Below are 26,997 nucleotides of genomic sequence, written 5' to 3' on the forward strand. Positions count from 1 at the left end.
ATGGCGAACAAGGCGAACGTGGCGGGCTCGGCGGACGTGGCGGGACCGGTGGACGGGCAGGGCGCCGGCATCGGCGTCATCGGCGGCTCCGGGTTCTACTCCTTCCTCGACGACGTGACCGAAGTCCAGGTCGACACCCCCTACGGGCCGCCCAGCGACTCCCTCTTCCTCGGTGACATCGCCGGCCGGCGGGTCGCCTTCCTGCCGCGGCACGGACGGGGCCACCACCTGCCGCCGCACCGGATCAACTACCGGGCCAATCTGTGGGCCCTGCGGTCGGTCGGCGTGCGCCAGGTGCTCGCCCCGTGCGCCGTGGGCGGCCTGCGTCCCGAGTACGGGCCGGGCACGCTGCTGGTGCCGGACCAGCTGGTCGACCGCACGAAGTCCCGCGCGAACACGTACTTCGACGGAGAGCCGCTGCCCGACGGGTCGGTGCCGAACGTGGTGCACGTGTCGCTGGCCGACCCCTACTGCTCCGCCGGGCGGGCCGTCGCCCTGAAGGCGGCGCGCGGCCGGGACTGGGAGCCGGTGGACGGCGGCACGCTGGTCGTGGTCGAGGGGCCGCGCTTCTCGACCCGTGCCGAATCGTTGTGGCACCAGGCGCAGGGCTGGTCGGTGGTGGGGATGACCGGGCATCCCGAGGCGGCACTCGCCCGTGAGCTGGAGCTCTGCTACACGTCCCTGACCCTGGTCACCGACCTCGACGCGGGTGCCGAGAGCGGGGAGGGCGTCTCGCACGACGAGGTGCTGCGGGTGTTCGCGGCGAACGTGGGCCGGTTGCGGGGGGTGCTGTTCGACGCGGTGGCCGGGTTGCCGGGGGAGGACGAGCGGGACTGTCTGTGTGCCGGTGCGCTGGGTGGGATGGATCCGGGGTTCGCGTTGCCGTAGTTGGGGGGCCCGGTGGTGGGCGTGTGATGGCGGGCCGTGGTGGTGGGCGTGTGATGGCGGGCCGTGGTGGTGGGCGGCGGAACTTGCCGTTCGGGTGAGGGAGTTGTCCACAGGCCGGGGTAGGTCCACAGGCCTGAGCGGGCGGCGGCGGGAAGCCTCATCGTGGGGAGCGCAAGCCGGTCCTCGTCGCAGGTGGTGGTTCCCGTGTCCCTCGCTCCGCTCACGTCTTCCCTTTTCGGCAGCTCACCCGTCGCCGCGCTCCCGCCCGGCCCCGAGGTGCCCGCGACGCGTGAGGTGCCGCGCTTCGATCCCGTGCGGGTGCGCGGGGGCCGGTACCGGTCGGGCCGGCTCGGGCGGCACCGGCGGCGGGCCCTGGCCGTCGGGCTCGCGGTCACCGCGACCGCGCTGGTGGCGGCTGGGCCGCGTGACGGTGACGGGGCCCGTGGTCAGCCCCGGGCTCAGTCTCCCGCGCACCCGGCCTCGGTGTCCGGGGAGCGGTCCGCGCGGACGCGCGGTGCCGCGGGGGCGGTTGCGACAGGGGCGGTGACGGCCCCGATCCGGATCGCCGACGCGGCGACGGTACGGCTGCTGCGGCCGGGCGACCGGGTCGACGTCATCGCCGCCGAGGGGACGGTGTCGGGCGGCGACGCCCGTGTGGTCGCGCGCGGGGCCAGGGTGACGAAGGTGCCGGAGCCCCTGGAGGGCGCGACCGACGGCGGGGCACTGGTCGTGCTCTCGGTGCCGCGTGCCACCGCCGCCCGGCTCGCCGGGGCGAGTGCCACGGCGCGATTGGCGGTGACGCTGTGGTGATGCTGTGCACGATCTCGTCAAGGCCCTCGTTCGAGGGACCCAGGTCCTCGGTGCGGCCCAAGCGTGACGTAGGTTGCGGAGCGTTTTGTTCCATAAGCTGCTCGTGCGAGGAAAGGCCCCGAGGTGAGCGAGAAGAAGGAACCGAGCCTGTGGGAGGGCTTCAAGGCCTTCCTGATGCGCGGGAACGTCGTCGATCTGGCTGTGGCGGTGGTGATCGGCGCCGCGTTCACGAACATCGTCAATGCCATGGTGAAGGGGATCGTCAACCCGGTCGTCGGGGCCATCGGGACCAAGAACCTCGACCACTACAGCTCATGCCTGAGCGCGACGTGCGAGGGCGAGCAGGGCATCCAGATCCTGTGGGGTTCCGTTCTCGGCGCCGCCATGAGCTTCGTGATCACCGCGGCGGTCGTCTACTTCCTGATGGTCCTGCCCATGGCGAAGTACCTGGCCCGGCAGGAGGCCCGCCGCAAGGCGAAGGAGGGCACGCAGGAGGTCATCGAGGTGACCGAGCTGGAGGTGCTGAAGGAGATCCGGGACGCGCTGGTCGCACAGCGTGGTGCGGGGCACGACCAGCAGGAGCGGTAGCGCCGACGGCTCAGATGTGGTGGGGCGGCTTCTCGTCGAGGAAGCGCTTGAGGTCGGCCGCGCCACCGCCTGAGTCGGTGCGCTCGCCCCAGCCGCGGTCGGTGTCGTCGGAGGACTGCTGGTCGAGCGGGTCGTCGAAGACCAGCGCCGGCTTCGGCGCGCGCGGCTCGGGATCGGGGGTGCTGCTCATGCGTCCAGGGTACGGTCGCGGAGAAAAACCCCGCGCCTTCTGTTGTGCTGGGAATCATGACGTCCAGCCCCACTCCCCCGCCCGTCCCCTCCGGCCCGCCCGGCGACCGGGGACCGCTGCGCAGGCTCAGGGCCCGCGGACGCGACGAGGCGCACCGGACGGCCTCGCCGCTGGAGCTCTTCTTCGACCTGTGCTTCGTCGTGGCCGTCGCCCAGGCGGGCATCCAGCTGGTGCACTCCGTCGCCGAGGGCCACGCCGGCGAGGGGATCCTCGACTACGCGATGGTCTTCTTCGCCGTGTGGTGGGCGTGGATGAACTTCTCGTGGTTCGCCTCGGCGTACGACAACGACGACGTGCTGTACCGGGTCGTCACGCTGGTGCAGATCGCGGGTGTGCTGGTCCTCGCGGCGGGGGTCTCGCAGGCGTTCGAGGAGCACGACTACCTCGTGGTCTGGCTGGGCTACGTGATCATGCGGCTGGCCCTGGCGACGCAGTGGCTGCGGGCTGCCCGCGCCGCCGAGGGCCCGGAGCGGACGACGGCCCTGCGCTACGCCGGCGGTGTGCTGCTGTGCCAGGTCGGCTGGCTGGGTCTGCTGCTCCTGCCCGAGGGCGCCCGGCCCTGGTGGTTCCTGGTGATGGCGCTGCTGGAGATGTGCGTGCCGCTCTTCGCGGAGCGGGGCCGTCCCACGTCCTGGCATCCCCGCCATATCGCGGAGCGCTACGGACTGTTCACCATCATCGTGCTCGGCGAGACGATCGCCGCGGCCACGATCGCCGTGAAGTCCGGTATCGACGAGAACGACGCGCTGGGCGAGCTCCTCCCCATCGCGTCGGGCGGGCTGCTGATCATCTTCGCCGCGTGGTGGATCTACTTCGTGGTGCCCATCCACGGCCATCTGCGCTCCAACCGGCAGGCGTTCCTGTGGGGCTACGGCCACTACCTGGTCTTCGCCTCGGCGGCCGCGATCGGGGCCGGACTGGAGGTGGCGGTCGAGCAGACGGTCGGCAAGGCGCACATCTCCACGCTGGCGGCGTCGGCCGCCGTGACCCTGCCGACGGCCCTGTACCTGCTGACCGTGTGGGCCCTGCACTCGCGTCACTTCAAGGCGGGCATCACCCAGCAGCTGGTGCTGCCGACGACGGCACTGCTGGTGATCTGCTGCACGTTCCTGGGCGACTGGGCGGTGCTCGCGGCGGGCGTGGTCTGCGCGCTGTCGGTGGTGGCGGGAGAGACGCTGGCCGCGCGCCCGGCGAGGGCCGAGGAGTCGTCGAGCCTGGCCGGCTGACCGCGCCGACCGGCCCGGTACGCCCACGACGGCCTGCGACTGGACAACACTGGGCGCCATGACAGTTGACGCTCTGGTGGACGCTCTGACGGATGTCTCCGGCCTGCGCGTGGGGCACGCGACCCGCGCCGGCGACGGCTGGCTCACCGGCACGACGGTCGTGCTCGCCCCGGAGGGCGGGGCCGTGGCCGCCGTGGACGTGCGGGGCGGTGGCCCCGGCACCAAGGAGACGGACGCGCTCGACCCGCGCAACGTGGTGCGGAAGGTCGAGGCGATCGTGCTGACCGGCGGCAGCGCCTACGGGCTGGACGCGGCCTCGGGGGTGATGGCCTGGCTGGAGGAACGGGGGCGCGGGATCCGGGTCGGGGCGGACCCGGCGCATGTCGTGCCGGTGGTGCCCGCCGCCTGTGTCTTCGATCTGGGGCGGGGCGGCGACTTCCGGGCCCGGCCGGACGCGGCCACCGGCCGTGCCGCGGTCGAGGCGGCAGCGGCGAGCGAGCTCGGCGCGCGGGTGGCCCAGGGCTGCGTGGGCGCCGGTACGGGGGCGGTGACCGGGGTGGTGAAGGGCGGCATCGGCAGCGCGAGCACGGTGCTGGGCTCGGGTGTCACGGTGGCCGCGCTGGTGGTGGCCAACGCGGCGGGTTCGACGGTGGATCCGGAAACGGGGGTGCTGTACGGGGAGTTGTTCCAGGGACGGGTGGAGTATCCGGAGACGGAGGTCCATGAGGCCGCGCGGCGGCGCCTCGCCGAGACGGCCGCGAGGAGTGCGCCTCCGCCGCTCAACACCACGCTCGCGGTGGTCGCCACGGACGCGGATCTGTCGAAGGCACAGGCGCAGAAGCTGGCCGGCACGGCTCACGACGGCATCGCCCGCGCGGTGCGGCCGGTGCACCTCCTCAACGACGGGGACACGGTGTTCACGCTGGCGACGGGAGACCGCGCGCTGGACGCGGCGAACCCGCTCGCCCTCAACGAGGTCCTCGCGGCGGGCGCCGATGTGGTGACCCGGGCGATCGTGCGGGCGGTGCGCGCCGCCGAGTCGGTCGACGGTCCGGGCGGGACGTGGCCGTCGTACGGGGAGCTGTACGCGGGCCGTTGAGCGGCCGGGCACCCCACAGCGGCTCCACAGCGATGCCGGACATTGTCCCGGCCATGTAACGGTGATGTCGTTCCTGGCGGTCGGACGGAACCCGAACGGCCGCCGGGCCCCTCTTCCTTCACGTACTGGAGCGGATCACTCACATCACACGAACTGGGAGCAGCCCGTGACAACGCCGGACATTGCTGCGCGGCGCACACTGGGGGCCTGTGCCGCCCTGATGGTCGGCGCCCTGACGCTCACCGCCTGTGGTGGCAGCGCCACCGCCAAGGACGACGAGAAGGGCGGCAAGGGCACGGGCAACACGTCCGTCGCGAAGATAGCCATCTCGGCGAAGGACGGTTCGACGGGCGCGTCCATCAACTCGACCGGCGTGAAGGTCAGCGACGGGAAGCTGACCGACGTGAAGATGACGGTGGCGGACGGCGGTCAGGCCGTGCCGGGCTCGATCTCCTCCGACGGCAAGGCGTGGAAGCCGAAGGAGCAGCTGGAGCGCGGGACGAAGTACCAGATATCGGCGACCGCGAAGGACACGGACGGCCGGACGGCCGCGGCCAACTCCATCTTCACAACGGTGTCGTCGTCGAACAGTTTCATCGGGACGTACACGCCGGACAACGGCACCACGGTCGGCGCGGGCATGCCGGTGTCGTTCACCTTCGACAAGGCCATCACCGAGCGGAAGGCCGTGCAGTCGCACATCACGGTCACCTCCAGCAGCGGGCAGAAGGTGGTCGGGCACTGGTTCAACGGGCAGCGGCTCGACTTCCGGCCCGAGGAGTACTGGAAGGCCGGCTCCAAGGTGACGATGAAGATCGACCTGGACGGGGTCGAGGGCGCGAACGGCGTCTACGGCGTGCAGAAGAAGACGGTCACCTTCACCGTCGGTCGCTCGCAGGTCTCCACGGTCGACGTCAACACGCAGACCATGACCGTCGTCCGGGACGGCAAGACCATCAAGACGATCCCGATCTCGGCGGGCAGCCCGGAGCACACCACGTACAACGGGCAGATGGTGATCTCGGAGAAGTTCACGCAGACCCGGATGAACAGCCGGACGGTCGGCCTCGGCGGCGAGTACGACATCCCGGACGTGCCGCACGCGATGCGCCTGACGACGTCCGGCACCTTCATCCACGGCAACTACTGGTACAACAAGGGCAATCCGCCCTTCGGGCGCCAGGGCACCAGCCACGGCTGCGTCGGCCTCGCGGACGTCCAGGGCGCCGGGGGCAGCACGCCCGCCAAGTGGTTCTACGACAACTCGCTCATCGGGGACGTGGTGATCGTCAAGAACTCCCCCGACAAGACGGTGTCGCCGGACAACGGGCTCAACGGCTGGAACATGGCATGGAGCCAGTGGGTCGCGGGCAGTGGGTCGTGAGCGGCTGAAGTACAGCCCCAACTGGGGTTTTTGACGGATCGACCGGGCCGCGCGGGAACTTTTCGCGCGGCCCGCGCGTTTCCTGGACGTACGTTTTCTCGGTTCCCGGACATGATGTCCGACCGAGGGGCTACGGTATGCACCCACAAGGTGACATGCAGCAACGCCGGGAGAAACCTTGAGCGTTCCGTACGAGACGGCAGCGTACGAACCCCACGACTCGCCCGAGTCTCCGGAGGAGCACCTCGCGCGACTCCTCGGCCGCGCCCTGAACTCCTTCGAGCTACCGGACGAGACGATAGGGCGGCTGGACTGCGCCCTGGCCCACGACGGTTCGCTGCACTCCGCGCACCACAGCGCGGGCCTGCACCGGGAGACGTACCGGCACACGTGGCTGCTCGCCGACGGTTCGGCGCTCACGCTCTGGGAGCTCGTCCACAACACCGCCCCGGGCAGCGAACCGCAGCACGAGGTCTATGTGGACGAGGAGGAGCTGCGGGCCGCGACCGCGCGTCTGCCGCTGCCGTCGGACACGCCTGACTTCGAACTGCCGGTGACGGTGCAGCTGTCATCGGTCCCCGTGCCCCGGCACGCCTATGCCGGCGACGACTCGGCGGACCACGCGCGCCGTTTACTGCGCCGGGCGGAGAACACCGACCGGCCGGGCGCGGACACGGCGGCCCTGCTGGCCACGGCGTCCGGTCACCAGATCACCCAGGCCTTCGGCCGCCCCTGCCGCGCCGGCCGGGCGGGGCTGGGCTTCTCGCTCTACGAGCACGCGTTCCTGCTGCGTGACGGCGAGGAGCTCTCCCTGTGGGAGGTCGAGCACACGGCGACGCCGGACGGGCGGCACATGTGCGAGGTGTACGTCAGCGAGGACGCGGCGCGTGAGGCGATGGAGCGGCGGGCGGCGCAGCTTTCCTAGACGCCTCGGCCACCTAGACGCCCCGGTCTCCGCCCAACTGGCGCACCAGCTCGGTGAAGGCGTCTCTCTCCTCCGTGGACAGCTCCACGGACTCCGACCGGGGGCCTGTCTGCCGCTGTTGCGGGAGAGCGGGGAGGGAGTGGCCTTCGGGCCACCCGGAGACGTGCTCGGGCATGCGCTCCAGTAGACACCACGGCCCGGGACTTCGGTCCCGGGCCGTGACTTTCGTGATCTATCTCGCAGGTGGCATGAACGGTTCACACGCCACGAAAGGGACGGACCGCAGTGGGTGTCACGCCGCCACCGGCTGCTTGGTCTCCGCCGCCGGGGCAGCGGTGCCCTCGCCGGGTGCCGCGGTGGCTCCCGGGGCCTGCTTGCGCATGCCCTTCAGGACGATCACCAGGGCCGTCGTGACGCAGACGCCCGCGGCGATGGCGACCAGGTAGAGGAACGGGTTGCCGATCAGCGGGACCACGAAGATGCCGCCGTGCGGAGCGCGCAGGGTGGCGCCGAAGGCCATCGACAGGGCACCGGTGATCGCGCCGCCCGCCATCGAGGCCGGGATGACGCGCAGCGGGTCGGCCGCGGCGAACGGGATCGCGCCCTCGGAGATGAAGGAGGCGCCGAGCACCCAGGCGGCCTTGCCGTTCTCGCGCTCGGTCGCGTTGAAGAGCTTGCCGCGCACGGTCGTGGCCAGGGCCATCGCCAGCGGAGGCACCATGCCGGCCGCCATGACCGCCGCCATGATCTTCATCGCGGAGTCGCTGGGGTCGGACACCGCGATCCCGGCCGTGGCGAAGGTGTAGGCGACCTTGTTGACCGGGCCGCCGAGGTCGAAGCACATCATCAGGCCGAGGAGGGTGCCGAGCAGGATGGCGTTGGCGCCGGACAGGCTGTTCAGCCAGTCGGTCATGCCCTTCTGCGCCTCGGCGATGGGCTTGCCGATGACGACGAACATCAGGAACCCGACGATCGCCGAGGAGATCAGCGGGATCACCACCACCGGCATGATGCCGCGCAGCGCCGCCGGGATGTTCACCTTCTGGATCGCGATCACCACGCCACCGGCGATCAGACCGGCCGCGAGGCCCCCGAGGAAACCGGCGTTGATGGTCAGGGCGATCGAGCCGCCGACGAAGCCGGGCACCAGACCGGGCCGGTCGGCCATGCCGTAGGCGATGTAGCCGGCCAGGACCGGGACGAGGAAGCCGAAGGCGACGCCGCCGATCTGGAAGAGCAGGGCCGCCCAGCTGTCGGCCTGCGTCCACAGGAAGTGGTCCATCACCGACGGGGCCTTGTTGACCTTGTAGCCGCCGATCGCGAAGCCGAGGGCGATGAGCAGACCGCCCGCCGCGACGAACGGGACCATGTAACTGACGCCGGACATCAGCCACTTGCGCAGCTTGGTGCCGTAGCCCTCGCCGGAGTCGCCGCCGCGTTCCACCGGAGTGGCCGGGGCGGACCCGGAGCTGACCTCGCCGCGCGCGGCCTTCTCGCGTACCTCGGCGATGAGTTCGGCGGGGCGGTTGATGCCCGCCTTCACACCGACGTCGACGGTCGGCTTGCCGGCGAAGCGGTCCTTCTCCCGTACGGACACGTCATGGGCGAAGATCACGCCGTCCGCCGCCGCGATGACCTCCGGGTCGAGCCGGGTGAAACCGGCCGAGCCCTGGGTCTCGACGGTGACCTCGACGCCCGCCTCACGGCCGGCGTTCTCCAGCGACTCCGCCGCCATGTAGGTGTGGGCGATGCCGGTGGGACAGGAGGTGACGGCGACGATGCGGAACGGACGCTCCTCCGCAGCACCGGCGGGGTCGCCCGCGTCCGCGTCGTCTGTGACCGTGGCGGCGGCGGGAGAGGCCGCTCCCGCCGACGCCACGGTGTCTTCGGCTCCTGCCGCAGCAGGTTCGTCGGGCTCGTCGCCCCGGACCAGCGCCGCCGCGGCCGCCGCGTCGCCCACCGAGCGCAGCGCGTCGGTGAACTCCGTGTTCATCAGCTGCCGGGCCAGCGACGACAGGATCGTCAGATGGGCGTCGTCGGCACCGGCCGGCGCGGCGATCAGGAAGATCAGGTCGGCGGGGCCGTCCGTCGCACCGAAGTCGATGCCGTCGGAGCTGCGCCCGAAGGCGAGCGTCGGCTCGGTGACGTGCTCGCTGCGGCAGTGCGGGATGCCGATGCCGCCGTCGAGGCCGGTCGGCATCTGGGCCTCGCGGGCGGCCACGTCGGCGAGGAAGCCGTCCAGGTCGGTCACCCGGCCCAGGGCCACCATGCGCTCGGCGAGGGCGCGCGCCGCCGCTTCCTTGGTGTCGGCGGACAGGTCGAGATCGACCAGGTCCGCGGTGATCATGTCGCTCATCGCGGGCTCCTTAGCTCGCGTATCGCCCGGTGCGTGGGGTGGGCGGGGGAAGGGACGGGGGTGCTGCGGTGGGGGGTGACGAGGGTGGCGGCGGGGAGTAACGGGGAGGCCCGCCGCTCAGGGTCCGGTTCGTGCGGCTCGAGGTACGTCATGACACCGGCTCCTTCAGCACACGGTCCGCCGGGACCTCCGCCGTGACCGTCACCGCAGCGGGGTCCAGGTCACCCGGCGTCGGCATGACGCTGCCGGGCAGCTGGACGGCCGCCGCGCCATGGGCGACCGCGGAGGCGAGGGCGTCGGGGCCGCTGCCGCCGGCGATCAGGAAGCCGGCGAGGGAGGAGTCACCGGCGCCCACGTTGCTGCGGACGGCGTCCACGCGGGCGCTGCCGAACCAGGCGCCCTCGTCGGACACCAGCAGCTGCCCGTCGGCGCCGAGGCTCGCGAGGACGGCCCGGGCGCCCATCGCGCGCAGTTCCTCGGCCGCCTTCACGGCGTCGCCGACGGTGGCGAGGGGGCGGCCGACGGCCCCGGCGAGTTCCTCGGCGTTCGGCTTGACCACGTCGGGCCGTTCGCGGAGCGCCTCCAGCAGCGCGGGCCCGGAGGTGTCCAGGGCGATCCGGGCACCGGCGGCGTGCGTGCGGGCGACCAGCTCGGCGTACCAGGAGGGGGCGAGGCCGCGCGGGAGGCTGCCGCAGCAGGCGATCCAGGCGGCGTCGCCGGACTGCCGCCGTACGGTCTCCAGGAGCAGTTCCCGCTCGGCCTCGGACAGTTCCGGACCCGGTGCGTTGATCTTCGTCAGGACGCCGTCGGCCTCGGCGAGGGCGATGTTGGAGCGGGTGGCCCCGGCGACCGGGACGGGAGCGACCTCGATGCCCTGCTTGTCGAGCAGGTCGGCGACGAGCGCGCCCGGGGCGCCGCCCAGGGGCAGGACCGCGACCGTGCGCTGTCCGGCCGCGGCGACCGCGCGCGAGACGTTCACGCCCTTGCCGCCCGGGTCCATCCGCTCGCCGGTGGCGCGGATGACCTCGCCGCGGTCGAGGGACGGCACCTCGTAGGTGCGGTCCAGTGACGGGTTGGGGGTGACGGTGAGGATCATGCGCGCACTACTTCCGTGCCGCCGCGCTCGATGGCGACGGCGTCTTCGGGGCTCAGCCCGCTGTCGGTGATCAGCAGGTCCACATCGCTCAGGTCGCCGAAGCGGGCGAAGTGCTCCTGGCCGTGCTTGGAGGAGTCGGCGATCAGGACCACCCGGCGGGCGGCGGCCACGGCCGCGCGCTTCACGGCGGCCTCGGCGAGGTCGGGGGTGGTCAGACCGTGTTCGGCGGAGAAGCCGTTGGCGGCCACGAACAGCACGTCGGCGCGGATCTCGCCGTAGGCCCTGAGTGCCCAGGCGTCCACGGCGGCGCGCGTACGGTGCCGCACGCGCCCTCCGATGAGGTGGAGCTGGATGCCCGGGTGGTCGGCGAGTCGGGCCGCGATGGGCAGGCTGTGTGTGACGACGGTGAGGGAGGCATCCAGCGGGAGGGCGGCGGCCATCTTGGCCACCGTCGTGCCGGCGTCGAGGATCATCGTGCCCTCGCTGGGCAATTCCGCGAGGGCCGCCTTGGCGATGCGGTCCTTCTCGTCGGCCGCCGCGGTCTCGCGCTCGGCGAGGTCCGGCTCGAAGTCGAGACGCCCGACCGGGATGGCTCCGCCGTGCACCCGGCGGACCAGGCCGGCCCGGTCGAGGGCCGTCAGATCCCGGCGGATCGTCTCCGCCGTCACCTGGAACTCCTCGGCCAGCGACACGACATCCACTCGGCCGCCGTCACGGGCGAGCCGGAGGATCTCCTGCTGCCGCTCCGGTGCGTACATGTCTGTTTCGCCTCCGCCTCGTGCCCGAACGTGTGGTTTCAGCGGGAGGCTACGCCGAGATTTCTGCGAAGTAAACAGGTTCGGGCCTAATCGGGCATGATCGGAAACAGAAACGGGCCCGGCTCCCCTTGAGGTACCGGGCCCGTACCGCGCTGTCAGACCAGCGCCGGTTCCTTCCCCGCCGCCGGCAGCGCCTCACCCTCCACGTGCTGCGCCGGCCGCTTCGGCAGGGCGAACATCAGCAGGAAGATGACGGCCATCACCGCGGCCACCCAACCGAGGGCGTTCTCGAAGGCGTTGGCGAAGGCCGGGCCCACCTGATCCCGGCTCAGATGGTCGCTGATCGAGCCGAAGAACACGACCGACACCAGCCCGAGCCCGAGCGCGTTGCCCATCTGCTGCACGGTGTTGATCAGGCCGGAGGCCGAGCCGGAGTGCTCGCGCGGCACCTCGGAGAGGATCGCGTCGGTCAGCGGCGCGACGATCAGGCCCATGCCGACGCCCATCACGACCAGCGGGAGGGCCATCTGCCAGGAGGCTATGGCGAGGCCGTAGTGCCCGGACTCCCAGATGTAGAGCAGCACCCCGGCCGCCATCACCAGCGCGCCCGCCTGGAGCACCTTGCGTCCGAAGCGCGGGACCAGCAGCTGCACCGACATCCCGGCGGCCGCCGACACGGCGATCGAGAACGGCACGCCGGTCAGTCCGGCCTTCAGCGGGCTCCAGCCCAGCCCGAACTGCATGTACAGCGTCCACACCAGGAAGAAGATGCCGAGCGCGACTCCGAAGACCGTCTGCACGGCGATCCCGGCCGCGAAGCTCTTGACCCGGAACAGCGACAGCTCGACCAGCGGGGAGCCGTCCCGCGCGGCCTTCCGCTTCTCGTACGCCACCAGCGCCGCGAGGACGACCAGCGAGCCGGCCATCGAGAAGTACCCCCACAGCGGCCAGCCCAGCTCACGGCCGCGGATGAGCGGGTAGAGCAGCATCAGCAGGCCCAGCGTCACGAGCGCGACACCCACCAGGTCCAGCTTCAGGGCCCGCGGCGCCTTGGACTCGGTGATGAACCGGCTGCCGAGGATGAGGCCCGCGACACCCACGGGCAGGTTGATCAGGAAGATCGAACGCCACTCCCACCCGAACAGGTTCCACTCCGTCAGCAGCGCGCCGAGCAGCGGACCGGACACGGCCCCGAGCCCGACGACCGCGCCGAACAGCCCGAACACCTTGCCCCGTTCGTGCGCCGGGAAGGTCGCGTGCACGATCGACAGCACCTGCGGCACCATCAGCGCCGCCATCGCGCCCTGCAGGAACCGCGAGGCCACCAGCATCTCCGGGTTCACCGCGAGCCCGCACAGCGCGGAGGCGACGGTGAAGCCGCCGATGCCGACGAGGAAGATCCGCTTGCGGCCGTGGATGTCCCCGAGCCGTCCGCCGGTGATCAGCCCGGCGGCGAACGCGAGGGCGTAGCCGGCGGTGATCCACTGGATCTCGCTGAAGGACGCGCCCGCCTCCCGCTGGATCGACGGGATGGCGATGTTGACGATCGTGACGTCGACGAGGTCCATGAAAGCCGCGGTCATCACGATCGCGAGGGCGAACCAGCGGCGGCGATCGGTGCCGCCGCCCGTGGTGCCGGGGGTGGTGTCGGTGGAGGTCATGCTTCGAAACTAGGGGGTCATTAGGTCAGATCATGACCTAGTGGTGCGGCATCCTCGTCGGTATGACGACGGACACACCGGCCCGGCTGCTCACACTCCTCTCCCTCCTCCAGACGCCCCGCGAATGGCCCGGCGGCGAGCTCGCCGACCGGCTCCGGGTCTCCCGCCGCACGGTCCGGCGGGACATCGACCGGCTGCGTGAACTGGGTTATCCCGTGCAGGCGACCAAGGGTGCCGACGGCGGCTACCGGCTGGTCGCCGGCAAGGCCATGCCGCCGCTCGTGCTGGACGACGAGGAGGCCGTGGCCATCGCGGTCGGGCTCCGCGCCGGGGCGGGGCACGCGGTGGAGGGCCTGGACGAGGCGTCGGTGCGGGCGCTGGCCAAGCTGGAGCAGGTGCTGCCGGGCAGGCTGCGCCACCGCGTGACCACCCTGCAGGCCGCTACCATGCCGCTGACCAGCGGGGACGGTCCGAGCATCGCACCCGAGACACTGACCGTGATGGCCTCGACGGTGGCCGGCCACGAGCGGCTGCGGTTCGCCTACCGGGCGGCGGACGGCACGGAGTCGAGGCGCCTGACGGAGCCGTACCGACTGGTCTCGACGGGCCGCCGCTGGTACCTGGTGGCGTACGACATCGACCGCGACGACTGGCGCACGTTCCGCGTCGACCGGGTGAGCGAACCGTTCGCCACGGGAGCCCGGTTCGTACCGCGCGAGCTGCCGACGGGGAGCGCGGCCGAGTTCCTGCGGCAGTCGATGCAACGGCAGCAGCAGACCTACGACTTCGAGGTCACGTTCGCCGCACCGGCCGACTTCGTCGCGGCCCGTTTGCCGAAGTGGCTGGGCACACCCGAGGCGTTGGACGACAACAGCTGCCGGCTGCGGGGATCCGCGGGGGACCAGGTGCAGTGGGTGGCGTTCCGGCTGGCGATGCTGGAGTGCGACTTCGTGGTCCGGGAGCCCGCGGAACTAGTGCGGGCGGTGCGGGAGTTGGGGGCGCGGTTGAGCAAGGCGGCCGGGGACGGGGACGCCGGCGAGGCGTGACCCCTGGCGCTCAGGTGGGGTTCGGCCCCCGCCGCGTCACGCCTCCCACGGGAAGTCCCGCAACGCGGTCAGGTTCCGCGACGCGAGTTCCGCCGGGCCCCCCGGGCCCTCCGCCGGGCCGTCCCCTTCCGCCCAGGCCTCCAGGGCGGCGCGTACGGCGGCACTGGCGACGGCGGCGGCGAAGCGCAGTCCGGGTGCGGCGGCAACGTTGTCGCCGCCCTTCTCGGCTCCGGTCACCCGCTCCGCCAGCACCTCCCCCAGCATCCGTTCCGAGGTCTGGCACACCTCCGCCCACACCCGGCGCAGGGACGGGTTCGCCTCGGCGAGGCGCAGGAGCGTGCGGACCCACTCCCAGGAGGACGCGGAGACGCCGACGCCCGGGGTGAGGGTGTGGCGGACGCCCTGTTCGAGGGCCTGGAGCACGCTCGCGTCGGCCGGAGCGGCGCGTACCGCCGCCACCCAGCGCTGGGCGCCGGCCGCGTAGAGCGGGGCGACGGCCTCTTCCTTGGTGGCGAAGTACCGGTAGAAGGTGCGCGGGGCGATACCGGCGGCCTGGGCGATGTCCTCCGCGCGGGTGGCGCGCAGGCCGTGCCGTACGAAGAGGCCGGCCGCGGCCCGGGCGATCTCCATCCGCGTCTCGGCCTTGCGCCGCTCGGTCAGCGAGTGCTGAGGCGGGGTCGGGGTGGTGCTGCTCACGCCCGGCAGGTTATGCCCATGTGACACAATCTGCCATCTGGCGGGCCACCCCGTGGTTCAGGTACGGGGTGCCCCGCCCTCCAAGCACCCCGCGATGCGCGAGGCGCCGGCAGGAAAAGAGCCGGACCCCGGCGCCCGGGGGGAGGGGCGCCGAAGCCCGGCCTTGGGAGAGTCCCGGCGCCGGGGGGAGTGCGACGGGACTTGGTTCTTGGGGCCCGGGGGGCGTGGCCCCGGACCCGAACTGGTGGACCCGGAAGTCTTGTTCCCCGAGCCCTGCGGGTTAAGCGGCGATACAACGCCATATTTGCGCGGTCTTTCGTCACCCGGCGTACGCGGTGTCACGCGGCCGGGTGCGAACCCGGCGTCACGCCGCCGCGTCGAAACCGGTGCTGCGCGCCAGCTTCTTCAGCTCCAGCAGCGCGTGCTTCTCTATCTGCCGGATGCGCTCGCGGGTCAGGCCGTGCTCCTTGCCGACCTCGGTCAGGGTGCGCTCCCGGCCGTCCTCGATGCCGTAGCGCATCTTGATGATGGAGGCCGTGCGCTGGTCGAGGCGGCCGATGAGGTCGTCGAGCTCCTCGCTGCGCAGCAGTGTGAGCACCGACTGCTCGGGCGACACCGCCGAGGTGTCCTCCAGGAGGTCGCCGAACTGGGTCTCGCCCTCGTCGTCCACCGACATGTTCAGCGAGACCGGGTCGCGGGCCCAGTCGAGCACGTCGGTGACGCGCTCCGGCGTCGAGGCGAGCTCGGCTGCGATCTCCGCGGGCTCCGGGTCCCGGCCGTGCTCGCGGTTGAACTCGCGCTGCACACGGCGGATCCGGCCGAGCTCCTCCACGAGGTGGACGGGCAGGCGGATCGTACGGGACTGGTCGGCTATCGAGCGCGTGATGGCCTGGCGGATCCACCACGTCGCGTACGTGGAGAACTTGAAGCCCTTGCGGTAGTCGAACTTCTCGACCGCGCGCACCAGGCCGGCGTTGCCCTCCTGGATCAGGTCCAGCAGCGGCAGACCGCTGCGGGGGTAGCGGCGGGCGACGGCGACGACCAGGCGGAGGTTGGAGCGGATGAAGATGTCCTTGGCCCGCTCCGCGTCGGCGATCAGGGCCTCGAGTTCGTCACGGGTGGCGTCGGCCTTGGTGTCCTCGAACCCGTCGAGGACCTGCCGCGCGAACACACCCGCCTCGATGACCTGTGACAGCTCGACCTCCTTGGCGGCGTCGAGCAGTGGTGTGCGCGCTATTTCGTCGAGGTACATGCCGACCAGGTCGCGGTCGGCGATCTCGCCGCCATGGGCGCGAACACTGCTTGCCGCGTCGGCCGTCTCGCCGGTGGCGGACTTACGACGGGCGACGGCACGGGTTGCCATGCGTGCTCCCTTGCGATGGTGAGGTCAGCGGGCGGTCCTTCGGACGCTGGACTCCGTCTCCGGGACTCTCCGGACTCTCCTCGGGTGCCCTGCATCCGATGGAAACAACGACTGGAATCAGGACAGAATTCCCAACCCGCCCCACGATTTTCCTGATCATGCAGTACCCTGTCCGGCCACCTAGGGAGGCAGGATGCCGTCAGAACATACAGAGGTGCAGGTCAGGCCGGGAGTCGAGGCCGACCTCGAAGCTCTCACAGCCCTCTACAACCACTATGTACGTGAGACGGCGATCACATTCGATACCGCGATCTTCACTCCGGAAGAGCGCCGCCCTTGGCTGCTCTCCCATCCAGTAGACGGCCCGCATCGCCTGATGGTTGCCACGGGCACCAACTCACAGGAAATTCTGGGCTACGCCACATCAAGCCCTTTCCGGCAGAAGCCCGCTTATGCCACCTCGGTGGAGACGACCGTGTACGTCGCCCCGCACGCCGGCCGCCGCGGCATCGGCACCCTCCTGTACGAGGCCCTCTTCAAGGCCCTGTCCGGCGAGGACCTGCACCGCGCCTACGCCGGCATCAGCCAGCCGAACGAGGCGTCCGGCCGGCTGCACGAGCGCTGCGGATTCCAGTACGTCGGCACGTACCGGGAGGTCGGCCGCAAGTTCGGCCGCTACTGGGACGTGGCCTGGTACGAGAAGCCGCTCTAACACCCGGAGCGCGGACCCCGGGCTCGCTGAGGTCGATTTCAGCCGAACTGCACGGACCGCTTGGCCAGCCCCATCCAGAACCCGTCGATCACCGACTTCTGCACATCCAGCTCACCGGCCGCGTCGGCGGCGCCCATGGTCACGAACAGCGGGGCGAAGTGCTCGGTGCGCGGGTGGGCGAGCTGCCCCGCGGGCGACGTGCGGGTGAAGTCCAGCAGGGCGTCCACGTCCCGCGCCTCCAGCGCCCGCCGGCCCCAGTCGTCGAACTCCGCCGACCAGCCGGGGATGCCGCCCTGCCGGAGCGCGGCCAGGTTGTGGGTGAAGAAGCCGGAGCCGACGATCAGCACGCCCTCGTCCCGCAGTGGGGCGAGCTTGCGGCCGATCTCCATGAGCCTGACCGGGTCGAGCGTCGGCATGGAGACCTGGAGGACGGGGATGTCGGCCTCCGGGTACATCTCGACCAGCGGGACGTACGCGCCGTGGTCGAGGCCGCGGTCGGGAACGTCCTGGACGGGCACACCGGGGGCGCGCAGCAGCTTCCGTACCGACTCGGCGAGCTCCGGTGCGCCGGGGGCCTCGTACCTCACCCGGTAGTAGTGCTCGGGGAAGCCCCAGAAGTCGTAGACGAGGGGGACGGTCTCGGTGGCGCCGAGGGCGAGCGGGGCCTCCTCCCAGTGGGCGGAGACCATCAGGATCGACTTGGGGCGCGGCAGTCCGGCGGACCAGGCGGCCAGTTCACCGGGCCAGACCGGGTCGTCCGCCAGCGGCGGGGCGCCGTGGCTGAGGTACAGAGCGGGCATGCGCTCCTGGGTGGCGGCGGACATGCTGCGACTCCCTCCAGAATGGTTCCCTGACAAAACTGTACGGGCCATTTGTTTAATCTTCAAGGAGGGGCCACGTAGAGTGGAACACATGAAGGCACCCGCATCCGCACCGACACCAGGCCCGGGCCAGGAGCCCCCGGAACCGCGCTGGCTCACCGACGAGGAGCAGCGCGTCTGGCGCTCGTTCATGGAGGGCGTCACCCTCCTCGACGACCATCTCGACCGTCAGCTCCAGCGCGACGCGGGCATGCCGCACGTCTACTACGGTCTTCTGGTCAAGCTCGCCGACGCACCCCTCAAGCGGCTGCGGATGACCGAGCTCGCCATGCTGGCGAAGATCACCCGCTCCCGCCTCTCGCACGCCATCGCGCGTCTGGAGAAGAACGGCTGGGTGCGCCGCGAGGACTGCCCCGACGACAAGCGGGGCCAGTTCGCCGTGCTCACGGAGGAGGGCTTCGAGGTCCTGCGGCAGACCGCCCCGGGCCATGTGGAGGCCGTACGGCAGGCGGTCTTCGACCGGCTCTCCCCGGAACAGCAGAAGTCCCTCGGCGAGATCATGAGGATCGTCGCCGAGGGACTTCAGCCGACCGAAGCGGGTGCGGACCTGCCCTGGCTCCGCTGAGCCGGGGCAGGTCCTGGAATCCATAGGTACGAGGCGTCCCCTTCCTCGTGCCTACGGGTGGCCCGAAGGGGTTTCCGGGTGACCCGAAGGAGCTTCACGGGTAACCCGAAGGGGTTTTCTCGGGGGCCGCCGTCAGTGGGCGACGACCGGGATCTGCACGTCGTCCGCCGCGTCCGCGTCCGAGCCGGTCACCGTGGAGCTGTCGGGCCGGCCGGCGTTGACCAGGGTCAGGGCGATCGCGGCGGCCACGACGAGGATGCCGACGGCGAACCAGATGGCACTCGTGTAGCCCTCGACCATGCCCTCCAGCTGGACCAGCTGCTGCTGGGACCGGCTGGTCGCCCCCACGATGTGGTCGGCGATGTACGACGTCGTCGCCGAGGCGGCGATGGTGTTCAGCAGGGCGGTACCGATCGCGCCGCCCACCTGCTGCGAGGTGTTGACCATCGCGGAGGCGACACCGGAGTCCCGGGGCTCGACGCCCTGGGTGGCCAGGGACATGGCCGGCATGAACGCCGTACCCATGCCGAGACCGAGCAGCAGCATCGCCGGCAGCAGCAGGGCCGCGTACGAGGAGCCGATCTCCAGCTGGGTCAGCAGCAGCATGCCGAGCGCGGCGACCAGGAAGCCGGGGCCCATCAGCAGGCGCGGCGCGACCCGGGTCATCAGACGGGTGCCGATCTGGGTCGAGCCCGTGATCATGCCCGCGATCATCGGCAGGAAGGCGAACCCGGTCTTGACCGGCGAGTACCCCTTCACGATCTGCAGGTAGTAGGTCAGGAAGAGGAACAGACCGAACATCGCGATGATCGCGAGCCCGAGGGAGAGGTAGACACCGCCGCGGTTGCGCTCGGTGACCACGCGCAGCGGCAGCAGCGGGGCCTTGACCTTGGACTCGACGAGCACGAAGGCCAGCAGCAGGACGGCGGAGGCGACGAACATGCCGACGGTCACGGAGTCGCTCCAGCCGTCGGACTCGGCGCGGGTGAAGCCGTAGACCAGGGCGACCAGGCCGAGGGTGGACAGGATCACGCCGGGGATGTCGAGCGGCGAGCGGTTGCGGCCGCCCTCCGGCTCACGGATGACGAAGTACGCACCGGCCGCGGCGACGATGGCGAACGGGATGTTCACGAAGAACGTCCAGCGCCAGTCCAGGTACTCGGTGAGGAAGCCGCCCAGGATCAGACCGACGGCACCGCCGCCACCGGCGATCGCGCCGTAGATGCCGAACGCCTTGGCGCGCTCCTTGGCGTCGGTGAACATCACGGCGAGCAGGGAGAGCGCGGCGGGCGCGAGCAGCGCGCCGAAGACGCCCTGGAGGGCGCGGGCGCCGAACATCATCGCCTCGTTGGTGGCCGCGCCGCCGAGCGCGGAGGCCGCGGCGAAGCCGCCGAGCCCGAGGACGAACGCCCTCTTGCGGCCCCACAGGTCGGCTATCCGGCCGCCGAACAGGAGCAGACCGCCGAAGGCGAGGGCGTAGGCCGTGACGACCCACTGCCGGTTGCCGTCGGAGATGCCCAGGTCCTGCTGGGCGGAGGGCAGGGCGATGTTCACGATGGTGGCGTCCAGGACGACCATCAGCTGGGCGAGCGCGATGAAGACGAGCGCTTTCCAGCGGCCGGCGTCCGGCGAGGCGGCCGGAGTGCCGAGTGCCTTTGAGGCTGTTTCAGACATGGGGGTACCCACTTCGGGACTTCGTGACGGAAAGAGATGTCGAGAGACAGCGGATCGTCTACGGGGACGGCCGCAGGGACTGTCGTCCTGGCTACAGACGGATGGGACGCGCTGAACTAATCGGTCAGGGCTGGCGCAGATCCTCCAGGGTCACGGCCGTGCCCGGCAGAACGGAGCGAGCGGGAGCCCGCAGCCCGTCCAGGAACAGCTGAAGATGGCGGTGGACGAAGGGGTCGGCACGGAAGCAGTCCGTCCCGGCCGGGGGCCGGCTGAGCTGGGCCACAGCGATCATGACGTCTCCGACACCCACGTCGGAGCGGAGCTGCCCGGCAGCACTCGCACGGTCCATGACCTCGGCGACCTGGCTCTCGACCCGTTCGCGCGCGGCTTCCAGGTCCGGGTGGTGCTTGTCGAACGTGCTGGAGACCATCGGGCACAGCGCGCTGATCCGCTCGTCGGCGGCGGCGTGCACGAAGCGCTCCAGCGCCTCGAACGCGTCGCCGGTCTCGGCGAGCGCGAGCTCGGCCGCGGCGGCCGTACGGTCCATGACGGAGCAGACGACCTCGCGGACCAGCGCGTCGCGGTCCGGGAAGTTGCGGTACACCGTGGCGTTGCCCACGCCGGCCCGGCGGGCGATCTCGTCGAGCGGCACCTCGGGGCCGTGCTCGACGAACATCTCCCGGGCGGCGGTGACGATCCGCTCCCGGTTGCGCAGGGCGTCGGCGCGAGGCCGGGGCGCCTTGCGCTGTTCGGGGGTGGCGGTCTGCACGGCGTACTCCTGGATGGATGAGGTGTGCGGTGTTCGCGATCCGGGGAGCGCGTCCCCGTTTCGCTCTGACACATGGCTAAACGGGGAGTGGGTCCCCGGTATTTCCCGTAGCCGGGATTTTTTTCTTTGTGACCTGGATCACAAGTGCCCTGAGGGGGCGCGGGGCGCTACTGATGGGAAACCCACGATCGGTCTCCTCCAACGCGCGCCCCCATCCGCCGCAACGCAGGGTGAGCGAAAGGGTGCAGCCGGAGACCGGCGGCTGCCGTGGCGCGGGAGGTCCCCTGCATGCAGCCGCAGCCTCAGCGACCCCGGCCGGGCGCGGCGGGGTCGCTCGGCCCAGGCCGTACGCAGCATCCTGGGTCGGGCCGTGCGGGGTCGACGGGGGCGGGCCGTGCGGGGTCGGGCCGTACGGGGTCGGATGGGTCCGGCCGTACGGAGTCGGGTGGCTCGGGCCGGACGGAGTCGGATGGGCCCGGCCGTACAGAGTCGGGTGGCTCGGGCCGTACGGAGTCGGATGGGCCGGGCCGTACGGAGTCGGGTGGGTCCGGCCGTGCGCAGCCGCCCCGCTGTCGGATATCCCGGCCGCCCCGGCGCCGGCTGGCCGTCCTCGCCTGCGTGACCGCGCTGACCTTCTCGGTCAGCACCTCGGCCGGCACGGGCCACCTCACCCCCGGCGCCACGGCGGCGGGAGCCGGACCGATCTCCCTGGCCCGTACCTCCTCCCACGGCCCCTGCCTGATCCGCGGCGCCCGCGAGGTCCAGATGTCCGAGGGCATCCCCACCTCCGATGGCTACACCCGCTCCACCGGCACCGTCCGCGCCCTCACTCTGATGATCGACTTCTCCGACGCCCCCGGCGACGGCGACGCCCTGGACCGCTTCCGGGAGTTCTTCCCGCAGACCCGCGAGTGGTTCCGCACCAGTTCCTACGGCCGCCTCGACTACCGCCCCGAGACCCCGATCCCGGGGTGGCTGCGGATGCCGAAGTCCTTCCGCGCGTACGGCATAGAGCGCGGCGCCCCCTTCGACCCCGGCTACCGCGCACTGGTCCAGGACCTCGTGGCCGCGGCCGACCCCAAGGTGGACTTCCGCGCGTACGACCTGGTGAACGTGCTGGTCACCCCGAACGCCGGCCCGTCCGCCCTGGACACGGTCCTGTCCGTCACCTTCGCCGGCAACCCCGAGGCCCCGACAGCCGACGGCACCCCCGTGGCCAACGCCTCGTTCGTCTACTCCCGCCAGGACGACGGTTCCGGCTCCTACGACCGCAACGGCTACCGCGTACTCCCCCACGAGAACGGCCACGTCTTCGGCCTGCCCGACCTGTACACCGCCGAGGGCGGGGGCGCGGTCGGCCACTGGGACATCATGAGCGAGGACTGGGGCGCCAACAACGACTTCCTGGGCTGGCACAAGTGGAAGCTGGGCTGGCTCGACGCGGCGCAGGTCCACTGCGTGGCGACCCCCGGCACCTCGGAGTACACCCTGACCCCGCTGGCCCACGCCGGCGGCTCCAAGCTGGTCGTCCTCCCCCTGGACAGCGGAACCGGCTACGCCGTGGAACTGCGCACCCGTGCGGGCAACGACGAGACGGTGTGCCGCCCGGGCGTCCTGATCTACAAGGTCGACGCGGAGGTGGACACGGGCATGGGCCCGGTCACGGTCTACGACTCCCGCCGCGACAGCGGCGGCTGCACCCGGGCGCCGAACGTCCACGCGGAACTGTCGGACGCGCCGTACACGCCCGGGGAGACGTTCCGGGACGCTCGCACGGGGGTGGAGATCGAGGTGGCGGGGGTGGACCTGGAGGGAGGGGGTGGGGGTGAGGGCGGGTATCGGGTGCGGGTGACGAGGGGGTAGCGACGCCAGGGGGAACGCGTCCCGGAGTCCGGATTACCGTAGGCCTGCCGCGACCGCCGTACCGGAGAGCCGATGCCAGCGAAGCCCATGAACGACGACCCCGAGGGGTCCGCCCCCTCGGCCGACGAGAACGGGGCGCCGGTGAAGGCCAGCGGGACGCCGGCAGGCGAGGCGACGGCAGAGGCCGGCGGCACGGCCACACCGGCCAGGGGGGCGACCGCACCGGACGAGGCGGTCACGCCGCTGATACGCGGCATCATGGTGCTGCGGGAGCTGACCGAGGCGGACGGCACGCTGAGCCTGAGCGGCCTGGAACGGGCCACCCGCCTCGCCCGTTCCACGGTCGACCGCATCACGGCCACGCTCGCCCGCATGGGCTACGTCCGCGTGGACGGCCGGGACGTACACCTCTCCCCCCGCCTGATGGAGCTGGGCAACGCCTACCTCGCCGCCCTGCGTCTCCCCGCCCTGCTCGCCTCTCGGGCGGACGCCCTGGCCGACGAACTGGACGAGTCGGTCTCCCTCGCGGTCGCCGACCGCGACGGCATCCGCTTCATCCACCAGGCCACCCGCCGCCGCGCGATGTCCCTGAGCTTCCGCATCGGCGACCTGCTCCCCGCCGAACGCACCGCCCCCGGCCCCCTGTTCGCGACGGAGTGGACGGCCAGCGACTGGCAACGCTGGCGCGAACGCCGGACGGCGGACCCGAGGGACCTCTCCTTCACGGCCGTACCACCCCGCAAGTACGGAGCGGACACGAGAGACGACGAGATGTTCGTGAGCCGCACGCGGGAGGCGGCCGCGAACGGCTGGGCCGTGGACGACCAGCTGATCGAACCGGGCTTGGTGGCGGTCTCGGTACCGGTCCGCTCCCCTCACACGGCCGGCGACCACCGGCCGCCGGCGTGCGTGGCCAGCGTGGTCAGCCACACGAGCCGCCATACGGCACACAGCCTGCGCACCACCCTGCTGCCGAGACTGCGGGCGGCGGTGACGCAGATGGAGCAGGAGCTGGACCGCACCCCACCTCCGCCCCCCGGCACACCACCGTCGAACCTGGCGCTCTGGACGGGCGCGTCGAAACAGCGACTCGGCCGCGACTTCATCGAATCCCTGGCGCGAGGCCTGACGGTCCTCACGGCCTTCGGCGAGGACAGGCCGGAGCTGACGCTCACCGAGGTGGCCCAGGCAACGGGCCTGGCCCGGGCGACGGCCCGCCGCGCACTGATCACCTACGAACATCTGGACCTGGTGACGCCGACAGGCGACCGCACCTTCGCCCTGACCCCCCGGGTCCTCTCCCTGGGCTTCCCGCCCCTCTCCCGCACGACCCTCCCCGACATCGCCCACCCCCACCTCGCGGACCTGACCTCCCGCATCCACGAGTCGACGTCATTGGCGGTGCTCTCGGACTCGGGCGAGGAGATCCAGTACACGGCGAGGGTGGCGACGGGCCGGGTGCTGAGCGTGAACATCACCCTGGGCACCCGCCTGCCGGCGTACGCGACGGCACTGGGCCGAGTCCTCCTGTCGGACAGGGCCGTCGGCCGGGCGGAGCAGGCCCACACCCTGACCTCGGTCCGCTCCCAGGGCTACGCCCTGGTGGACGAGGAACTGGAGGAGGGCCTCCGCTCCATCGCGGTCCCGATCCGCGACCGGTCCGGCCGGGTGGTGGCCGCCCTGAACACGGCGATGCACGCGAGCCGCCACAGCCTCCGGGAGTGCGTGACGGACCTCCTCCCCGAACTGACGACAACAGCCACCCGCATCGAATCCGACCTCCACACCGCCGCCCGCTTCACCCACGTCCCCCTGACCTGACCCCCACGGTTCACGCCGTCCGACCAGGCCACCACGCACTATCGTGAGGGAAGGAAGGCGCCTGGCCCGGGTGCGTCCGCGTGAGCCGGTCGGAGGCGACGATGAGCGGGGAACGGCCCGGTCGATCCGAGCAGCACCTGCCCAAGCTGCGGCTGGACGAACTGCTGGACGAGCTGCAGGCGCGGATCGACGCGGCACGGGGCACCCAGGACCGTGTCCACAGCCTGCTGGAGGCAGTGCTTTCCGTCGGCCGGGAGCTGGATCTGCCACAGGTGCTCCGGCGCATCGTCGAGGCGGCCGTGGTGCTCGTGGACGCCGAGTACGGGGCCCTGGGAGTCATCGGCGACGACCGCATGCTCTCCGAGTTCCACACCGTCGGTATCAGCGACGAGCAGCGGGCCCGGATCGGGGACCTGCCCAGCGGGCACGGCATTCTGGGCGAGCTGATCCGGCACCCCGAGCCGCTGCGGCTGGCGGAGATCTCCGAGCACCCGGCCTCGTACGGCTTCCCGTCGCACCACCCTCCGATGCACTCCTTCCTCGGCGTGCCCATCCGGGTACGTGACCAGGTGTTCGGCAACCTCTACCTCACGGAGAAGCGCAGCGCGGAGGAGTTCGACGCCGAGGACGAGTCGGTGCTCGCCACCCTCGCGGTGGCGGCGGGCGTGGCCATCGAGAACGCCCGTCTGTACGAGGAGACGCGGCTGCGCGAGCGGTGGCTGGGGGCGAGCTCCGAGGTCACGCGTGCCCTGCTGTCGGGTGCGCCGAGCACGGATGTCCTCGAACTGATCGTGGAGCAGGCGTGTCAGATCGCCGACGCCGATGCCGGGATGATCGCCGAGCGTGTGCCCGAGGAGAACGCACTGCGGCCGCTGCTCGCCGTCGGGCTGGACGGGGAGCGGCGCAGCGGCCTGGTGATGTCCGGCAAGGACGGATTCGTGGCCGCCGTTCTCACCACGGCGGAGCCGGCGGTGAGCGCCGACATCCGGGAGGACCGGCGGACCAGCGGGGACGCGGCGCAGTGGGCCGGGCTCGGGCCCGTGGTCGGTGTGCCGCTGGAGGCCGGAGGTAAGGCCGGCGGTGTGTTGCTGCTGGGGCGCGCGGCGGGACGTACGCCGTTCACGGACGCCGACACGCTCCCCCTGCTCGGGTTCGCCGGGCAGGCGGCACTGGCACTGGAGCTGGCCGAGCGGCGCCGGGACGCCGAGCAGATCGCGCTGCTGCGGGACCGTGACCGCATCGCCCGCGACCTGCACGACCTCGCCATCCAGCGACTGTTCGCGGCGGGGATGACGCTGCAGAGCGCCCAGCGTTTCATCGACCATCCGGAGGCTGTGGAACGGTTGTCGCGGACCGTGGACGATCTGGACGAGACCATCAAGATCATCCGGTCCACGATCTTCGGGCTGCGGACGCACGGCGGGGCGAGGCAGGGCAGCGGCCTGCGTGGCCGGGTCTCGGACGCGGTGACGGCGGCGGCCTCGTCTCTGGGCTTCGCTCCCGCGGTGCGTGTCGAGGGGCTGGTCGACACGGATGTACCGGGCGACATCGCTGATCACACGCTCGCGGTGCTCGGCGAGGCGCTGAGCAACGTGGCCCGGCACTCCGGGGCCCGCTCCGTGGACGTGCACCTGAGATGCACCCAGGGCGAGTTGACGCTCACGGTCACCGATGACGGCTGCGGGATACCGGAGGACGCCGTACGCAGCGGCCTGCGGAACATGGAGGAGCGGGCCGTCGCCCTCGGCGGCGACCTCCGGCTCGGTGAGCGCCCGGAAGGAGGCGGCGCCCGGGTGGTGTGGCGGGTGCCGGTGCGGTCGGCCCGAGGATGAAGTGGCTCGTCGGTGGCCCCGGCTCAGTGTGACGGGTGCTCACTCGTGACGGGGTGCTCCAACTGCGATGCGAGGACCGCGGCCTGAACCCGTCGCTGTACGCCGAGCTTGGCCAGGAGCCGGGAGATGTGGTTCTTGACGGTCTTCTCGGACAGGTAGAGCTTCTTGCCGATCTCACGGTTGGTGAGCCCGTCCCCGATCAGGGCGAGAATCTCCCGCTCGCGCGGCGACAGGCTCGCCAGTTCGGGGGCGATGGCCGGCTCCTCGGACGGGTCGGCGCGCAGGGAGCGCATCAGCCGGGCCGTGGTTTCCGGGTCCAGCATGGACCGCCCGGAGGCGACCGTGCGTACCGCCGAGATCAGGTCGGAGCCCTTGATCTGCTTGAGGACATAGCCGGAGGCCCCGGCCATGATCGCGTCGAGCAGGGCCTCCTCGTCGTCGAACGAAGTCAGCATCAGACAGGCCAGCCCGGGCATCCGGCTGCGCAGTTCGCGGCAGACGGTGATGCCGTCGCCGTCCGGCAGGCGTACGTCGAGGACGGCGACGTCGGGGCGGAGCGCCGGTCCGCGGGCGAGCGCGTGCGCGACGTTCTCGGCGTCCCCGACCACCGAGATGTCGGGTTCGGCGTCCAGCAGGTCGGCCAGGCCGCGGCGCACGACCTCGTGGTCGTCGAGCAGGAAGACCCGGATCGGGTGCTCTTCGCTGAAGGTGCGCGGCTCGGTCATCTCGACCCC

The 26,997-nt window shown here is 71.5% G+C and carries 25 protein-coding genes; 13 read left to right on the plus strand and 12 right to left on the minus strand.

Going from position 1 to position 26,997, the window contains the following annotated elements:
* From OHU35_RS17765 to mscL, 3 genes are all read left to right on the plus strand, one after another.
* The gene (locus OHU35_RS17765) at positions 1-888 is read left to right on the plus strand and encodes an S-methyl-5'-thioadenosine phosphorylase (protein WP_359893641.1); all 888 of its coding nucleotides are present in this window, start codon (positions 1-3) and stop codon (positions 886-888) included.
* A 204-nt stretch (positions 889-1,092) separates the two neighbouring features.
* The gene (locus OHU35_RS17770) at positions 1,093-1,698 is read left to right on the plus strand and encodes a hypothetical protein (protein WP_405505923.1); all 606 of its coding nucleotides are present in this window, start codon (positions 1,093-1,095) and stop codon (positions 1,696-1,698) included.
* A 123-nt stretch (positions 1,699-1,821) separates the two neighbouring features.
* Entirely contained in the window at positions 1,822-2,286 is a 465-nt protein-coding gene (gene mscL, locus OHU35_RS17775) for a large conductance mechanosensitive channel protein MscL (protein WP_189726854.1), read from the plus strand.
* A gap of 10 nt (positions 2,287-2,296) precedes the next feature.
* On the opposite strand, the gene OHU35_RS17780 is transcribed toward mscL, so the two are convergent.
* Positions 2,297-2,476 carry a hypothetical protein gene (locus OHU35_RS17780; RefSeq protein WP_189726855.1) on the minus strand — a complete coding sequence of 60 codons (180 nt, stop codon included), beginning with the start codon at positions 2,474-2,476 and terminating at the stop codon, positions 2,297-2,299.
* A 56-nt stretch (positions 2,477-2,532) separates the two neighbouring features.
* Here OHU35_RS17780 and OHU35_RS17785 point away from each other — a divergent pair, with 56 nt between their 5' ends.
* From OHU35_RS17785 to OHU35_RS17800, 4 genes are all read left to right on the plus strand, one after another.
* Complete coding sequence (locus OHU35_RS17785) at positions 2,533-3,762, plus strand: low temperature requirement protein A (protein WP_189726856.1); 1,230 nt, start codon at positions 2,533-2,535, stop codon at positions 3,760-3,762.
* Between the two features lie 58 nt (positions 3,763-3,820).
* Positions 3,821-4,861 (plus strand): P1 family peptidase, encoded by a 1,041-nt coding sequence (locus tag OHU35_RS17790; RefSeq protein ID WP_189726857.1) that lies wholly within the window; start codon positions 3,821-3,823, stop codon positions 4,859-4,861.
* 166 nt (positions 4,862-5,027) lie between these two features.
* Positions 5,028-6,245 carry an Ig-like domain-containing protein gene (locus OHU35_RS17795; RefSeq protein ID WP_189726858.1) on the plus strand — a complete coding sequence of 406 codons (1,218 nt, stop codon included), beginning with the start codon at positions 5,028-5,030 and terminating at the stop codon, positions 6,243-6,245.
* A 178-nt stretch (positions 6,246-6,423) separates the two neighbouring features.
* The gene (locus OHU35_RS17800) at positions 6,424-7,170 is read left to right on the plus strand and encodes a DUF6227 family protein (protein ID WP_359893632.1); all 747 of its coding nucleotides are present in this window, start codon (positions 6,424-6,426) and stop codon (positions 7,168-7,170) included.
* Positions 7,171-7,183: 13 nt separating this feature from the next.
* Here the strand turns inward: OHU35_RS17800 and OHU35_RS17805 are convergent, their stop codons facing one another.
* The 5 genes from OHU35_RS17805 to OHU35_RS17825 all read right to left on the minus strand — a co-directional run bounded on the left by OHU35_RS17805 (position 7,184) and on the right by OHU35_RS17825 (position 13,041).
* Positions 7,184-7,345, minus strand: coding sequence for a hypothetical protein (locus OHU35_RS17805; RefSeq protein ID WP_189726860.1), 162 nt, complete (start codon positions 7,343-7,345; stop codon positions 7,184-7,186).
* A 117-nt stretch (positions 7,346-7,462) separates the two neighbouring features.
* Positions 7,463-9,526, minus strand: coding sequence for a fructose-specific PTS transporter subunit EIIC (locus tag OHU35_RS17810; RefSeq protein WP_189726861.1), 2,064 nt, complete (start codon positions 9,524-9,526; stop codon positions 7,463-7,465).
* Positions 9,527-9,674: 148 nt separating this feature from the next.
* Positions 9,675-10,622 carry a 1-phosphofructokinase gene (gene pfkB, locus OHU35_RS17815; RefSeq protein ID WP_405505926.1) on the minus strand — a complete coding sequence of 316 codons (948 nt, stop codon included), beginning with the start codon at positions 10,620-10,622 and terminating at the stop codon, positions 9,675-9,677.
* The gene (locus OHU35_RS17820) at positions 10,619-11,380 is read right to left on the minus strand and encodes a DeoR/GlpR family DNA-binding transcription regulator (RefSeq protein WP_382829088.1); all 762 of its coding nucleotides are present in this window, start codon (positions 11,378-11,380) and stop codon (positions 10,619-10,621) included. Before OHU35_RS17820 ends, pfkB begins: the two co-directional genes overlap by 4 nt.
* A gap of 155 nt (positions 11,381-11,535) precedes the next feature.
* On the minus strand, positions 11,536-13,041 hold the full coding sequence (locus tag OHU35_RS17825; RefSeq protein WP_405505928.1) for an MFS transporter: 1,506 nt from the start codon (positions 13,039-13,041) through the stop codon (positions 11,536-11,538).
* 62 nt (positions 13,042-13,103) lie between these two features.
* Between OHU35_RS17825 and OHU35_RS17830 the strand changes: the two genes are divergently transcribed.
* Positions 13,104-14,087 carry a YafY family protein gene (locus OHU35_RS17830; RefSeq protein ID WP_189726865.1) on the plus strand — a complete coding sequence of 328 codons (984 nt, stop codon included), beginning with the start codon at positions 13,104-13,106 and terminating at the stop codon, positions 14,085-14,087.
* Between the two features lie 36 nt (positions 14,088-14,123).
* Here OHU35_RS17830 and OHU35_RS17835 read toward each other — a convergent pair whose 3' ends face one another.
* A complete protein-coding gene (locus OHU35_RS17835) occupies positions 14,124-14,783 on the minus strand; it encodes a TetR/AcrR family transcriptional regulator (protein WP_372498768.1) in 660 nt (219 codons plus the stop codon).
* Positions 14,784-15,147: 364 nt separating this feature from the next.
* Entirely contained in the window at positions 15,148-16,146 is a 999-nt protein-coding gene (locus OHU35_RS17840) for an RNA polymerase sigma factor RpoD/SigA (RefSeq protein ID WP_189726866.1), read from the minus strand.
* 193 nt (positions 16,147-16,339) lie between these two features.
* Between OHU35_RS17840 and OHU35_RS17845 the strand changes: the two genes are divergently transcribed.
* Positions 16,340-16,858, plus strand: a complete 519-nt coding sequence (locus tag OHU35_RS17845) for a GNAT family N-acetyltransferase (RefSeq protein WP_189726867.1) — start codon at positions 16,340-16,342, stop codon at positions 16,856-16,858.
* Positions 16,859-16,896: 38 nt separating this feature from the next.
* Here the strand turns inward: OHU35_RS17845 and OHU35_RS17850 are convergent, their stop codons facing one another.
* A complete protein-coding gene (locus OHU35_RS17850; protein ID WP_189726868.1) occupies positions 16,897-17,682 on the minus strand; it encodes a dioxygenase in 786 nt (261 codons plus the stop codon).
* Positions 17,683-17,770: 88 nt separating this feature from the next.
* Here OHU35_RS17850 and OHU35_RS17855 point away from each other — a divergent pair, with 88 nt between their 5' ends.
* Positions 17,771-18,304, plus strand: coding sequence for a MarR family winged helix-turn-helix transcriptional regulator (locus OHU35_RS17855; RefSeq protein ID WP_189726869.1), 534 nt, complete (start codon positions 17,771-17,773; stop codon positions 18,302-18,304).
* A 132-nt stretch (positions 18,305-18,436) separates the two neighbouring features.
* On the opposite strand, the gene OHU35_RS17860 is transcribed toward OHU35_RS17855, so the two are convergent.
* Positions 18,437-19,978, minus strand: coding sequence for an MFS transporter (locus tag OHU35_RS17860; RefSeq protein ID WP_189726870.1), 1,542 nt, complete (start codon positions 19,976-19,978; stop codon positions 18,437-18,439).
* 124 nt (positions 19,979-20,102) lie between these two features.
* Positions 20,103-20,747: a TetR/AcrR family transcriptional regulator gene (locus tag OHU35_RS17865; RefSeq protein ID WP_189726871.1), complete on the minus strand. Its 645-nt coding sequence runs from the start codon at positions 20,745-20,747 to the stop codon at positions 20,103-20,105.
* A 600-nt stretch (positions 20,748-21,347) separates the two neighbouring features.
* Here OHU35_RS17865 and OHU35_RS17870 point away from each other — a divergent pair.
* From OHU35_RS17870 to OHU35_RS17880, 3 genes are all read left to right on the plus strand, one after another.
* Complete coding sequence (locus OHU35_RS17870) at positions 21,348-22,610, plus strand: M6 family metalloprotease domain-containing protein (protein WP_359893833.1); 1,263 nt, start codon at positions 21,348-21,350, stop codon at positions 22,608-22,610.
* A gap of 72 nt (positions 22,611-22,682) precedes the next feature.
* Positions 22,683-24,431 (plus strand): IclR family transcriptional regulator C-terminal domain-containing protein, encoded by a 1,749-nt coding sequence (locus tag OHU35_RS17875; RefSeq protein ID WP_405505931.1) that lies wholly within the window; start codon positions 22,683-22,685, stop codon positions 24,429-24,431.
* Positions 24,432-24,532: 101 nt separating this feature from the next.
* Positions 24,533-26,263, plus strand: a complete 1,731-nt coding sequence (locus OHU35_RS17880; RefSeq protein WP_405509260.1) for a GAF domain-containing protein — start codon at positions 24,533-24,535, stop codon at positions 26,261-26,263.
* A gap of 23 nt (positions 26,264-26,286) precedes the next feature.
* Here the strand turns inward: OHU35_RS17880 and OHU35_RS17885 are convergent, their stop codons facing one another.
* The gene (locus OHU35_RS17885; protein ID WP_189726872.1) at positions 26,287-26,988 is read right to left on the minus strand and encodes a response regulator transcription factor; all 702 of its coding nucleotides are present in this window, start codon (positions 26,986-26,988) and stop codon (positions 26,287-26,289) included.
* Between the last annotated feature and the right edge of the window lie 9 nt (positions 26,989-26,997).

This window comes from Streptomyces purpurascens (assembly GCF_045040895.1).
Taxonomy (GTDB): Bacteria; Actinomycetota; Actinomycetes; order Streptomycetales; family Streptomycetaceae; genus Streptomyces; species Streptomyces purpurascens.